At 67.0% G+C, this 12,461-nt stretch carries 15 protein-coding genes; 4 read left to right on the top strand and 11 right to left on the bottom strand.

The features are described 5' to 3' along the window. Positions 1-929: cytochrome b (locus AC5E6L_RS09555; protein WP_491772876.1), on the top strand; the 929-nt coding region annotated here is incomplete at its 5' end. An 18-nt stretch (positions 930-947) separates the two neighbouring features. Beyond that, entirely contained in the window at positions 948-1,781 is an 834-nt protein-coding gene (locus AC5E6L_RS09550) for a cytochrome c1 (RefSeq protein WP_491228639.1), read from the top strand. A 51-nt stretch (positions 1,782-1,832) separates the two neighbouring features. Here the strand turns inward: AC5E6L_RS09550 and AC5E6L_RS09545 are convergent, their stop codons facing one another. Continuing rightward, the gene (locus AC5E6L_RS09545) at positions 1,833-2,171 is read right to left on the bottom strand and encodes a type II toxin-antitoxin system PemK/MazF family toxin (RefSeq protein ID WP_491228630.1); all 339 of its coding nucleotides are present in this window, start codon (positions 2,169-2,171) and stop codon (positions 1,833-1,835) included. Continuing rightward, positions 2,152-2,511, bottom strand: a complete 360-nt coding sequence (locus tag AC5E6L_RS09540) for a hypothetical protein (protein ID WP_491228629.1) — start codon at positions 2,509-2,511, stop codon at positions 2,152-2,154. The genes AC5E6L_RS09545 and AC5E6L_RS09540 overlap by 20 nt, the downstream gene beginning before the upstream one ends. 130 nt (positions 2,512-2,641) lie before the next feature. Between AC5E6L_RS09540 and AC5E6L_RS09535 the strand changes: the two genes are divergently transcribed. After that, complete coding sequence (locus tag AC5E6L_RS09535; protein ID WP_491228628.1) at positions 2,642-3,181, top strand: adenine phosphoribosyltransferase; 540 nt, start codon at positions 2,642-2,644, stop codon at positions 3,179-3,181. Positions 3,182-3,223: 42 nt separating this feature from the next. Here AC5E6L_RS09535 and ychF read toward each other — a convergent pair whose 3' ends face one another. From ychF to AC5E6L_RS09520, 3 genes are all read right to left on the bottom strand, one after another. Beyond that, positions 3,224-4,327, bottom strand: coding sequence for a redox-regulated ATPase YchF (gene ychF, locus AC5E6L_RS09530; RefSeq protein ID WP_491772873.1), 1,104 nt, complete (start codon positions 4,325-4,327; stop codon positions 3,224-3,226). 200 nt (positions 4,328-4,527) lie between these two features. Further along, the gene (gene pth, locus AC5E6L_RS09525; RefSeq protein ID WP_491772871.1) at positions 4,528-5,229 is read right to left on the bottom strand and encodes an aminoacyl-tRNA hydrolase; all 702 of its coding nucleotides are present in this window, start codon (positions 5,227-5,229) and stop codon (positions 4,528-4,530) included. Between the two features lie 31 nt (positions 5,230-5,260). Continuing rightward, entirely contained in the window at positions 5,261-5,902 is a 642-nt protein-coding gene (locus tag AC5E6L_RS09520; protein ID WP_491228625.1) for a 50S ribosomal protein L25/general stress protein Ctc, read from the bottom strand. Positions 5,903-6,190: 288 nt separating this feature from the next. Between AC5E6L_RS09520 and chrA the strand changes: the two genes are divergently transcribed. Then, positions 6,191-7,534 (top strand): chromate efflux transporter, encoded by a 1,344-nt coding sequence (gene chrA, locus AC5E6L_RS09515; protein WP_491772869.1) that lies wholly within the window; start codon positions 6,191-6,193, stop codon positions 7,532-7,534. A gap of 45 nt (positions 7,535-7,579) precedes the next feature. Here chrA and AC5E6L_RS09510 read toward each other — a convergent pair whose 3' ends face one another. The 6 genes from AC5E6L_RS09510 to AC5E6L_RS09485 form a co-directional block, all read right to left on the bottom strand. Continuing rightward, positions 7,580-8,089, bottom strand: coding sequence for a pseudoazurin (locus AC5E6L_RS09510; RefSeq protein WP_491229867.1), 510 nt, complete (start codon positions 8,087-8,089; stop codon positions 7,580-7,582). A 162-nt stretch (positions 8,090-8,251) separates the two neighbouring features. Further along, the gene (locus tag AC5E6L_RS09505; RefSeq protein WP_491229868.1) at positions 8,252-9,190 is read right to left on the bottom strand and encodes a ribose-phosphate pyrophosphokinase; all 939 of its coding nucleotides are present in this window, start codon (positions 9,188-9,190) and stop codon (positions 8,252-8,254) included. Positions 9,191-9,305: 115 nt separating this feature from the next. Beyond that, positions 9,306-9,944 (bottom strand): hypothetical protein, encoded by a 639-nt coding sequence (locus tag AC5E6L_RS09500; RefSeq protein ID WP_491772866.1) that lies wholly within the window; start codon positions 9,942-9,944, stop codon positions 9,306-9,308. 33 nt (positions 9,945-9,977) lie between these two features. After that, on the bottom strand, positions 9,978-11,129 hold the full coding sequence (locus AC5E6L_RS09495; RefSeq protein ID WP_491772864.1) for a M24 family metallopeptidase: 1,152 nt from the start codon (positions 11,127-11,129) through the stop codon (positions 9,978-9,980). Positions 11,130-11,158: 29 nt separating this feature from the next. Then, positions 11,159-11,950, bottom strand: coding sequence for a peptidoglycan editing factor PgeF (gene pgeF, locus AC5E6L_RS09490; protein ID WP_491772862.1), 792 nt, complete (start codon positions 11,948-11,950; stop codon positions 11,159-11,161). A 54-nt stretch (positions 11,951-12,004) separates the two neighbouring features. Continuing rightward, positions 12,005-12,461: SAM-dependent methyltransferase (locus AC5E6L_RS09485; protein WP_491772860.1), on the bottom strand; the 457-nt coding region annotated here is incomplete at its 5' end.

Genomic DNA, 12,461 nt, shown 5'->3' with positions numbered 1-12,461 from the left:
GGATTCTCGGCTGCATCATCTACCTTCTGATGATGGCGACCGCCTTCATGGGCTATGTGTTGCCCTGGGGCCAGATGTCCTTCTGGGGCGCGACGGTGATCACCGGCTTCTTCACCGCGTTCCCGATCGTGGGCGAGCCGATCCAGCAGCTTCTGCTCGGCGGTTACGCGGTCGGCGACCCCACGCTCAACCGCTTCTTCTCGCTGCATTATCTGCTGCCGTTCATGATCTTGGGCGTCGTCATACTGCATGTGTGGGCGCTGCACGTGACCGGGCAGACCAACCCGACGGGTATCGAGGTGAAGTCGAAGACCGACACCGTGCCGTTCACGCCCTATGCGACCATCAAGGACGCGTTCGCGCTCGTCATGTTCCTGGCGCTCTATGCCTATTTCGTCTTCTATATGCCCAACTTCCTGGGCCATGCGGACAATTACATCCCCGCCGACCCGATGGTGACGCCGGCGCACATCGTGCCCGAATGGTACTTCCTGCCGTTCTACGCCATCCTGCGCGCCATCACCTTCGACATCGGGCCGATCACCGCAAAGCTCGGCGGCGTCATCGCCATGTTCGGCGCGGTGGTGATCCTGTTCGTCGTGCCATGGCTGGACACCTCCAAGGTGCGCTCGGCGGTCTACCGTCCCTGGTACAAGCTTTTCTTCTGGCTGTTCGTGATCAACTCGGTCTTTTTGGGCTGGCTCGGCTCGCAGCCCGCCGAGGGCGTCTATGTGGCTCTGGCCCAGTTCTCCACGGCTTTCTACTTCGGCTTCTTCCTGCTCGTCATGCCCGCGCTGGGCCTGATCGAGAAGCCAAGGCGCCTGCCCAACTCGATCATCGAGGCGGTTTTGGACAAGTCGGCCAGCACGGCCCGCGGAGGCGCGCCGCAGATGGGCGGCGCCACGGCGGCGCCGGACGCCAAGGGTTGAGGACCAGGAACACAGATGATGAAGACCATTTTCGTCAAGCTCGGTGTCGCGGCCATCGCCGCCACGGTCATGGCCACTGGCGCCTGGGCGGCGGCCTATCCGAAGAACAAGCCGCGCGAGCAGTCCTGGACGTTCGCCGGCCCGTTCGGCACGTTCGACAGGGCGCAGTTGCAGCGCGGCCTGAAGATCTACACCGAGAACTGCGCGGCCTGCCACGCGCTCAGCCGGGTGCATTTCCGCAATTTCGAGGCGCTGGGCTATTCGGAAGACCAGATCAAGGCGCTTGCCGCGCAATATGAAGTCGAAGACGGGCCGGACGAATTCGGCGACATGTTCTTCCGCCCGGCCAACATCGCCGACGCGTTTCCCTCGCCATTCCCCAACGAGGCGGCCGCGCGGGCGTCCAATAACGGAGCCTATCCGCCGGATCTGTCGCTGATCGCCAAGGCGCGCGCGCCAAAGCGCGGCTTTCCGCAATTCGTCATCGACCCGTTCATCAACTACGCCGAAAACGGCCCGGACTATATCTACTCGCTGCTGACGGGCTACAAGGACGACATTCCCGAAGGCGTCGATGTGGCGGAAGGGCTGTGGTACAATCCCTATTTCGCAAAGGGCGTCGCGCTCGCCATGGCGCCGCCGCTGTTCGACGACATGCACGAGTTCGACGACGGAACGCCGGCGACGGTTTCGAACATGTCCAAAGACATCGCCGCTTTCCTGATGTGGACGGCCGAGCCGAACCTTGAGGAACGCAAGCAACTCGGCTTCCGTGTGATGGTGTTCCTCTTGATCTTCGCGGCGCTCTTGTACCTGTCCAAAAAGCAAGTCTGGTCGCGCGTCGATCACTGACAGCGTCGATGAGGAGGGCACGCACGGTGGAAGGGCGCTTCGGCGCTCTTTCTACGGCGCTGTAAATGCCTGTTCGAGCGCTGCCTCCAGTGCCTCGCGGTCCTGTCGAGCCAGGGTGCCGATGCGGCCGAAGATCAAGTTCAGTTGCAGCGTGAAGAGCTTCATTCTGATCACGCACGGGGTTTTGAGCCCGGCATGCCGATAGTCTCCGATGTCGATATCGCTCCGCCATTGCGCGCGCGCGGCGGTCGTGACCATGCCGGCAATCAGGTGATCATGGCTGCGGTGAAAGTCATCGCTCGTGAGGACGACCACCGGCCTGACCTTCCGGTCGCGCCGCCCGGTGAACGGAAACCATGTGAGCGCGACGTCAAACCGGTCGAAGGTCACCGAAGGCCTCTTCGTCCTCGGCCGTCAGCCATTCGTCGAGAGAATCGTCGAGCCCGACGAGGTAAGCCTCGCACATCGAACCTGGCATTTCCAAGCGCACCAGTTCGCCGCGCCTGGCCTGAAGGCGCGCCCAAACGGTCGCCATGGCGCCAACGGGCCTGATGCCGTTCGTCGGCCGGCCGTCGCGTCCGGTGCGCATGCGCACCCACCGTCCTTCGACATTGTCGACCTTCAAAACGATCTGCTCGCCCTCGTTCAGCGCCGAAAGCCGGTCATGCAAGGCAGGCTCGGCCTCAAGTTGCTTGAACCAGATCGCGTTGTTGCGAATCTCGATGAACATCGACGACACCCCCACAAACCCTAGGGTAGGGTGGGGTGGCGGTGGGGTCAACCGGCGCCCCTTTTTCTTTGCCGATTTGCCCGGCTGTGTCTATCAAGGGCGCGTTTGGGCTTTGGGGGCTTTGTGATCCATGACCTTGCGCGAGACGCTGGAGGCGGCCATCCGCACGATTGCCGACTATCCAAGGCCGGGCATTTTGTTCCGTGACATCACGACGCTTCTTGGCGACGCATCGGCGTTTCGGCGCGCGGTGGACGAGCTGGTGCACCCCTATGCCGGCACCAAGATCGACAAGATCGCCGGCGTCGAGGCGCGCGGCTTCATTCTCGGCGGGGCGATGTCGCATCAGCTTTCGGCCGGCTTCGTGCCGATCCGCAAGAAGGGCAAGCTGCCGCACGAGACGGTGCGCATCGCCTACAGCCTCGAATATGGCGTCGACGAGATGGAGATGCACAAGGATGCGGTGGCGCCCGGCGAAAAGGTGATCCTGGTCGACGATCTGGTCGCCACGGGCGGCACGGCCGAGGGCGCGGTCAAGCTGTTGCAGCGGACGGGCGCCGACGTGGTCGCCGCCTGTTTCGTGATCGACCTGCCCGATCTTGGCGGGCGCGCCAGGATCGAGGCGCTGGGCGTGCCGGTGCGCACGCTGATCGAATTTGCGGGCGATTAGAGCCCTGTTACGGCACGAGGATGAAACAGGCGGGCACGCCGATCACACGTTGAACTTGAACAGCATCACGTCGCCGTCCCGCACCACATAATCCTTGCCCTCGTCGCGGGCCTTGCCGGCATCCCGTGCCGCCGTCTCGCCGCCGAGCGCGACGTAATCGTCAAAGGCGATCGTCTGGGCACGGATGAAGCCTTTCTCGAAATCGGTGTGGATTGCGCCCGCCGCCCGCGGGGCCTTTGAGCCCTTCCTGATCGTCCAGGCGCGCGCTTCCTTGGGGCCCGCGGTGAAGAAGGTGATCAGGTCGAGCAGTGCGTAGCCGGCGCGGATCAGCCGGTCGAGTCCGGCTTCCTCAAGGCCCAGCGTGTCGAGGAATTCGGCCGCTTCCTCCCCTGCAAGCTGTGCGATCTCCGCTTCGATCGCCGCCGAGATCACCACCGTGCGGGCGCCCTGGTCGGCGGCCATTTCCGCCACCTGTCCGCTGAGCGCATTGCCGCCGCCCGCCTCGTCCTCGGCGACGTTGCAGACATAGAGCACCGGTTTCGACGTCAGAAGGTTCAATCCCTTCAGGATCGCCAGATCTTCCGTGGCGATGCCGTCGAGCAGGAGCCGCACGGGCTTTGAGTCTTGCAACAGTTCGAACGCCCGTTCCATCACCGGCAGGACGGTCAGCGCCTCCTTGTCCTTGCCGGTCGCTTTTTTCCGTACCTGCGCGATGCGGCGCTCCAGGCTTTCAAGGTCCGACAGCATCAGTTCGGTCTCGACCGTCTCGGCGTCGGCCACCGGATCGATGCGGCCCTCGACATGGGTGACGTCGTCGTCCTTAAAACAGCGCAGCACGTGGACGATCGCGTCCACCTCGCGAATGTTGGCGAGGAACTGGTTGCCGAGCCCTTCGCCCTTAGAGGCGCCGCGCACGAGGCCGGCGATGTCGACGAAGGAGATCCGTGTCGGCACGACTTCCTTCGATGCTGCTATGCCCGCGATCCGCGCAAGGCGCGGGTCGGGCACGGCGACCTCGCCCGTGTTCGGCTCGATGGTGCAGAACGGATAGTTGGCCGCCTGCGCGGCGGCGGTCCTGGTCAGCGCGTTGAAGAGCGTCGACTTGCCCACATTGGGCAGGCCGACAATGCCGCATTTGAAACCCATGGGAGGCGCGTCCTCGGTTCGGTGTGGACCGGCTTTTCGGGCAAGGAAAACGGGGGGTCAAGGGGCCTGTGCCACGCTTCCGCCTTGAGGGGGCCGCAGGGCGGGTTCTTCTCCTCCACCGGGGCGGAGGGTAGGAGGCCGGGCCCACCTCTCCCCGCCGGGGAGGGGGACCTACAGTCGGCCTTGCGTGCCGCCGGCCACTACTTCCCCAGCAGTTTCTTGAGCATGTGCGCCATCGGGCCCGTCGGCCTGGCGTCGGGCTTGTCGGTGCGGGCCTGACGGATGTGGCTTTGCGGTTTCGGCCGTGCTTTTGGGGCAGGGGCGCTGGCCCTGTCGCTGACGGCCAGCGCCAGCCTGTTCATGAAGCTGGCTTCGTCGCCCGCGACCAGCAGCTCGATGTTGTCCGCCAGCGCGTCGAGCAGGGGATCGAGCCAGCCGGCATCGGCCTTGGCGAAATCGCCCAGCACATGGGCCTGCACGCGCGCCTTGTCGCCCGGATGGCCGATGCCCAGCCGCACGCGGCGATAATCCTTGCCGCAATGGGCGTCGAGCGACTTGATGCCGTTGTGGCCGCCCGAGCCGCCGCCGCGCTTGATCCGGACCTTGCCGGGGGCAAGGTCGAGCTCGTCGTACAGGACGGTGAGGTCTTCGGGGCCGAGCTTGTAGAAGCGCATCGCCTCGCCGATCGCCTGGCCGGACAGGTTCATGAAGGTCTGCGGCTTTACGACGAGCAGCTTGCCGGCGCCGATGCGGCCCTCTGAAACCTGCGCGTTCCATTTGGTCTGCCAGGGACCGAAGGAGACATGGCGGCCGACAACCGCGTCCGCCGCCATGAAGCCGATATTGTGGCGGTTGGCCGCGTAGCGGAGGCCGGGATTGCCGAGACCTGCGATGATCTGCATGCGGGCGGCCTCCGCCGAAAAGGGCGCGGGGTTATTCCTCGCCCTTGTGTTCGGTGGCTTCGGCCGCATCGGCGGCCGCCTCGCCCTCGTCCTCGCCCTTCACGCCGCCGCCGGGCGCGGCGATGGTCGCGATGGTGAAGTCGCGGTCGGTGATCGTCGGCTCGACGCCGTCGGGCAGCTTGACCGACGAAATCTTGATCGCGTCGCCGACCTGAACCTCGGCCAGGTCGATGGTGAAGAAATCGGGGATCTGGTCGGCTGGCGTGTTCACCTCGACCTCGTGCCGCACGATGTTCAGAACGCCGCCCAGCTTGATGCCGGGGCAGATGTCCTCATTGTCGAAATGCACCGGAATGTTCACGGTCACCGTCGTCTTGGCCGAAATGCGCAGGAAATCGACATGAAGCACGAAATCCTTGACCGGATCGAGCTGATAGTCCTTGGCGAGCACCTTGTGCTTCCTGCCGTCGAGCGCGATCTCGCCGACCGTGGTCATGAAGCCGCCGGACTGGATCTTCATCCAGACATCCTTGCGCGGCAGGGTGATCGACAGGGGGGGCTTGTTGTCGCCGTAGATCACGGCGGGAATGTTGCCTTGGCGCCGAATGGCCCGGGCGGACCCCTTACCGACCCGGTCGCGCGCCTCGGCCGTGAGCACGTAGCCTTCGCTCATGGCATGTTCCTTTCGAGGGCATCAGGAGATGTGGCGCTTCGGCCGTGGCCGGCCTCGGCACCGGCCGCACGCGGCCCGCCGCGCGGCCTCCAAGGGTGTCGGCGCGGGTGGCGGTGCCATAACGGAAAAGGTCCGTGCGCGCAAGCGCCCGCCCTCGCCGCCGTCGCGCGGACCGTCCAGCGGCGCGCCTTGCCTGCCTTGCCGGCGGCGGCAGGCGGTCGATTGGTGATTGACGGGGGACATCTGCCTGTCACATGAGCCAGGCACAGCAAGCGCGCCGGACCCGCCATGACCGATCTTGCCAGCCCCGCCCCCTCGCTCGATGTATCGCAGGCAGAAGCCACGCGCGCCTTTGCCCGCATCGGCCTGCTCTCCTTCGGCGGGCCCGCGGCGCAGATCGCCGTGATGCACCGCATCCTGGTCGAGGAAAAGGGCTGGCTGACCGAAAGGCAGTTTCTGCACGCGCTCAACTTCTGCATGCTGCTGCCCGGCCCCGAGGCGATGCAGCTTGCCACCTATGCGGGCTGGCTGATGCACGGGGTGCGCGGCGGGCTGATCGCGGGTGCCCTGTTCATCGCGCCGGGCCTTGCGATGATGCTCGCCCTTTCGGCGATCTATGTGGTCGCCGGCGACATGCCGGTCGTCGCCGGCCTGCTCTACGGGCTCAAGGCCGCCGTGCTCGCCGTCGTCGTCCACGCGCTGGTCAAGGTGTCCGGCCGGGCGCTGGGGTCGGCCGCGATGATCCTGATCGCGGCGGCCGCCTTTGCCGGAATCGCTATGCTGCGGCTGCCGTTTCCGCTCATCATCGCGCTTGCGGCGGTGACCGGCGCCGTCCTGCATATCGCCGCGCCGCGCTTGCTGCCATCGGCCGGGAACACCGATGAAGCATCGGCGGGCCATGGAGCGGCCGGGGCGCGGGACCATGGGGCCGTGGCGCGCACGGCGGCGCTGTGGCTTGCGATCTGGCTGGTGCCGCTCATCGCGCTCGTGCTGCTGCTGGGCCGGGGCAATGTGTTCGCCGATGCGGCGCTGTTCTTCTCGCAGACGGCCATCGTCACCTTCGGCGGGGCCTATGCGGTGCTCGCCTATGTCGGCCAGCAGGCGGTCGATCTCTACGGCTGGCTGGCTCCCGACGAAATGCTGATGGGTCTTGGCCTTGCCGAGACCACGCTCGGGCCGCTGGTTCTGGTGCTCGTGTTCGTCGGCTTTCTGGGCGGTGCCAATCTGGGCGGCGTGGAGCCGCTGGCCGGCGGCCTGCTCGGCGGGCTGGGCGCCGCCTTCTTCACCTTCGCGCCCTGCTTTGTTTGGATCTTCGCCGGCGCGCCCTATGTCGAGGCGTTGCGCCATGTGCGCTGGCTTGCGGCCTCGCTCGCCGCCATCACGGCCGCCATCGTCGGCGTGATCGCCAATCTGGCCGTCTGGTTCGGCCTCACCGTCCTGTTCGGCGGTTTCGGCCATGTTCGCGCCGGACCGTTCTTCGTGCCCGATCCGCAATGGGCCGACATGGACTGGGCGGCCGCAGCGATATGCCTTGCTGCGGCCGTCGCGCTGATCGGCCTCAGGCTGGGACTTTTCGCCGTGCTCGGCGCCGCTGCCCTGGCCGGCGTCTGCGTGACGTTCCTGCCCGCATAGCGCGCCTATCCGGGGCGGCGGAACGGGCCGGGGAGCCGCCGCCGATCAGGCTTCCGGCAGGGTCAGCATGCCCTCTTCCTCGGCCTGGGCGAACATCGCCTCGAAGCGCTTTTGCGTCGGGCGGGGCCGGTGCCTGACCGCGCGGGCGGCTTCCAGATTGTCCGTCATGCCCTCGCCCTGCACGATGATCAGGCCCACCATGCCGGTGGCGAAGTGCGGCGTGCACTTGTATCCGTAGACGCCGGGCACCGTCAGGGTGACTTCGAAGTCCTGGCTCGGCCTGCTTTTCCAGCTTTCGGCGGCCTCGGGGATCATGTCGGCGATCGATTCGGCGTTATGGCCGGGATTGACCGAAAGCCAGCGCACCGTGTCGCCGGGCCTGACGGCGATAAGGGCGGGGATGTAGACCATCCGTTCGCGGCGGTTTTCCGGATCGAAATTGAGCATCTGAACTTCGTGCACGGCCGGCCCGGCGTCCTGGGCGAAGCCGGGGCGCGTTGCGGCAAGCGCCGCCATGCCGGCCAGGATTGTGCGGCGGTCTAGGATGATTGACATGATTTGCTACTCCGTTTGGCAGTTCGATAGCAATATAGTCGCGTGATCACGGCCCATGGCGTGACAAAGTGCCCGGAACGAGCCAGCGTCACTCAATAATATCGCCGGATGCGCTTGTCGACCGCGCATGTCCGTTTTCCGGCAGTGGCTGCCGCCCCGCGATCAGTCGAACAGGCTCGATACGGACTGTTCGTGCGCGGTGCGGGCGACCGCCTCGCCGATCAGGTCGGTGATGGAGAGGACGCGGATGCGCCCGGCCGCGTTGACCTCGGGCGTGGGCTGGATCGAGTCGGTGATGACCAGCTCGGTCAGGGCCGAGCCCTCGATGCGCGCCACCGCGCTGCCCGACAGCACGCCATGGGTGATGTAGGCGGTCACGCTCCTGGCGCCTTTTTCCAGGATCGCCTCGGCGGCGTTGCACAGCGTGCCGCCCGAATCGACGATGTCGTCGACCAGGAAGCAGTCCTTGCCCGAAACGTCGCCGATAACGTTGACCACCTCGGACTCGCCGGGCCGCTCGCGCCGCTTGTCGACGATCGCCAGCATCGTGTCGTCGAGCCGCTTGGCCAGCGCGCGGGCCCTTACGACGCCGCCCACGTCCGGAGAGACGACGGTGATGTTGGACACGTCCTTGTGGCGGGCGCGAATGTCGCGCGCCATCACCGGGACCGCGTACAGATTGTCGGTGGGGATGTCGAAGAAGCCCTGGATCTGTCCGGCGTGAAGATCGAGCGTCAAAACGCGGTTGGCGCCGGACTCGGTGATCAGGTTGGCGACCAGCTTGGCCGAGATCGGCGTGCGTCCCTGGGCGCGGCGGTCCTGCCGCGCATAGCCGAAATAAGGAAGGACCGCGGTGACCCGACGCGCCGAAGAGCGCCGGAAGGCGTCGATCATGATGAGCATTTCCATCAGATGATCGTTGGCGGGCCGGGAGGTCGATTGCAGGATGAAGACATCCTCGCCGCGCACATTCTCCTGGATCTCGACGAAGATCTCGTCGTCGGCGAAGCGGCGCACATTGGCGCGGCCGACGCTCATGCCCAGATATTTCGCCACGGAGTCGGCCAGTTGCCGGTTCGAGTTGCCAGCAAAGAGTTTCATCGGCCGTCCCGCGCTCGCCCTGTCTCGTGGCCCGCCTTTTAGCGGTCACGGGGCCTATTGCAAGATGTCGTCGAATTTACACACGGGGCAATCGCGCGGGTGCTCCGGGCCGCGCTCACGCCGGTTGGCCGCGCCAGGCCAGATATTCGGCGAGCATCCGGTCGGCGACCGCCTCCATCACCGAGGCGGGCACCGCCGCCCAGGGATCGCCGCCGGCGCCGGCGAACCGCTCCTGCCCCTGAATGCGGTGCATGCGCTGGCCCGACGGCGTGAACACGTCCCAGACGTGGATGACGGTGGTCTGCCCGTTCTCGCTCAGCGCCGAGAAATAGCCGCGGATTTCGTGATCGATCTGCGCGGACGCGGACGGCTCCAGCCGGATGTTGCGCTGCGGGGCCACGGCCGTCAGGTGTCGGGACAGCGCCGAGACCTGCGCGACCGGCGCGCCGACGATGGGCGCAAAGTGCACGCGCGGAGCGTTGCCGGCGAGGGCCTGAGCGCCGCCGGCGGCCTCGGTTTCGGCCGGCGGCGTCCCGGCCAGCCTATCGCCTGCCGTATCGGGGTCGATCGCTCCGGGATCGATCGGTTCGCTCGCGTCCGGCACGCTCCCCGGATCGAGCGTGTCCTGGATCGATGCGGTTCCATCGCCAAGCTGGCAGCCGGCGAGGGCGAGCACGGCCAGAAGCGCCGCGCCGGCCAGAGCCGCACGCGCGGCGGGCGCGTTGCGCCGATTGCGCCCATGATCGTCTCTCATCGCCTCGTCACCCGGTGTGTCTGTCTTTTTACCTCAAGCAACGGGCAAATCAAAGCCGAGCCTTGAAAGCGGTTCCGGCGCGGTGTCCGTGGTCAGGTAGGTGCAGCCGAGCGACATCGCCGTGCCGCTGTCGGAATCCATGATGATCATGTGGGCGAACAGCGTCATGTCGGGAACGACCGGTTCCTGATTTCCGGTGTAGAACATCGGCCTGTCCATCCAGCATGGCGTGAAGTGCGCGCCCAGCGAATAGCCGCACGCATTGAGCCGATGCCGCGTCATGCCGGCCGCCTCCAGCGCGCGGGCGTGGGCATCGAACACGTCGCCGAAGGTGTGGCCGGGCCGCATCGCGCCCTCGACGGCCTCCAGCGCGGCGCGGGCGGCGGCGTGCATCTCGACGTGGCGGTCGGTCGGCCGCCCGACGATCACGGTGCGCATCAGCGCGGCATGGTAGCGCCGCCAGGTTCCCGCCCATTCGAGCGTGAGCTGGTCGTTTTCGCCGAGCGTGCGCCGGCCGGACTTGTAGCGGCACAAAAGCGCGTCCTCGCCCGAGCCGATGATGAACTCGTTGCCCGGATAGTCGCCGCCGCGGGCAAGGATTTCGCCCTGGAGCGCGGCGAGGATCGCCGCCTCGTCGGCGCCGGCGCCGATCGCCTTCATGGCCGCCTCGAACGCATCGTCGGCCAGTTCGGCCGCCTTGCGCACCATGGCGATCTCCGCCGGGCTCTTGACGGCGCGCAGCCCCGGCACGAGCGCCGACGCATCGCCCATGTCGGCAAAGCTCTTCATCTGCTCGTCGAGCAGGTGGCCGTAATGGGCGTTCAGGCCCGCGCTGTCATATTCGACCCCGATCCGGGCGCCGAGCAGATCGCGGTCGGCCAAAAGCGCGCGCAGGTCCTTGGTCGGATTGGCGTTGCCGCGATCCTCCCACACCAGGATCGTCTCGACATTGGACGTATGGCGGGCTTGGCGCAGGTCGGCCGAGCGCGTCAACAGCGACACCTCGCCGGACTTCTCGACGATCATGCACTGGAAGAAGCAGAAGCCGAACGTGTCGTAGCCGGTCAGCCAGTACATGCTCTCCTGCGCGAACAGCAGCATGGCGTCGAGCTTGGCCTCCTCCATGGCGGCCAGCAGGCGCGCCTTGCGCGTGGCGAATTCGTCGGCGTCGAAATGCAGGGCCATCGATGCGCTCCCTTGCGGTTGGGGTGTGGTCAGACGAGCATGATGGCCGACATCTGCCGGCCATAGTCCGGTTCGCCGCGATGCGTCGTGCGACGGTAGGAGAAAAAGCGCGCCTCGTCGGCATAGGTGCACCGGCCCGTCGCCGAGGCTGCGACGCCCGCCGCCGCCAGCCGCGCGACGCAAAAGCCCGGCAGGTCGAACATAAAATGGTCCGCCTTGACGCTCGGCGCGAACCAGCGCGCATGGTCGGGCTCGGCGGCCAGGAACCGGTCGCCGAACTCGGGACCGACCTCATAATTGACCTGCGATATCGTCGGGCCGACCGTCGCGTGAATGGCCGGGCGGTTCGCGCCGAGCGCGATCATCGCGTCCACGGTGTTTTCGAGCACGCCCGTCAGCGCGCCCTTCCAGCCGGCATGGGCGGCGCCGATCACGCCGGCCCCGGCATCGGCGAACAGGACGGGGGCGCAATCGGCGGTCAGGACTGCGATCGGCAGGCCGGGCGTTGCGGTGACGAGGGCGTCGGCCTTCGGGCGGCCGCCGGCCGGAACGGGCGCGTCGACCGCGACGACATCGGCCGAGTGGACCTGGTGGCAACCGCTCAGCGCGGCGGGATCGGCGCCAAGCCAGCCGGCGATGCGGCGGCGGTTCTCATGCACGTTCGCTGGATCGTCGGCGGAGCCCGAGCCGGCGTTGAGCCCGGCATAGAGCCCTTCCGACACGCCGCCGACGCGGGTGAAGAAACCGTGGCGCATGGCGTCGCAAGCCTCAAGGCCCGCGTCCGTCACCGGCTGGAGCAGCGGCGGCCTGTGTTCGTTCATGCGTCCACCATCCCGTCTTGGCCGCGCCGACGCTGTGGGAACGAGGCGGTCATGTCAACCGGTCGAAAAGGGCGGCGGAGCGCGGCCGAAACCGGTGCCGGTCAGGCACAAAGCCTTGAACAGCGTCCCCATCCGCCCGTCGCCATGGCCGCAAAGGCGGTCGACCGCGGCCTCGATCGCCGTCCGTGCCGCCGTGTTCGCGCCGGCGCCCAGCGCGCCCGCGCGCTCCAGAATGCCGCAGCCCACAAGGAAATCGCCCTGCGTGAGGGGCGGCGGGGGCACCGCGCCCGCCTTGGCGGCGGCCCGGGCGACGGCTTCGAAGTCGACATGCGATGTCAGGTCGGCAAGGCCCGGTTCGGCGAGCGGATCGGCGTAGGCGTGCTCGCGCACCGCTTGCAGCGTGTCGCCGACGGCCGTGCGCCGATGGCCGTAGTCGATCATAAGGGCGAGGCCGCCATGGGCGGCCAGATGGGCGCCGATGGCCGCCGCGGCCGCTTCGCGCGCCGGCGCG

Source organism: Roseitalea sp. (assembly GCF_984466335.1).
Note: the sequence above shows the minus strand (reverse complement) of the source record. Positions and strands in the feature narration are given on the sequence as shown.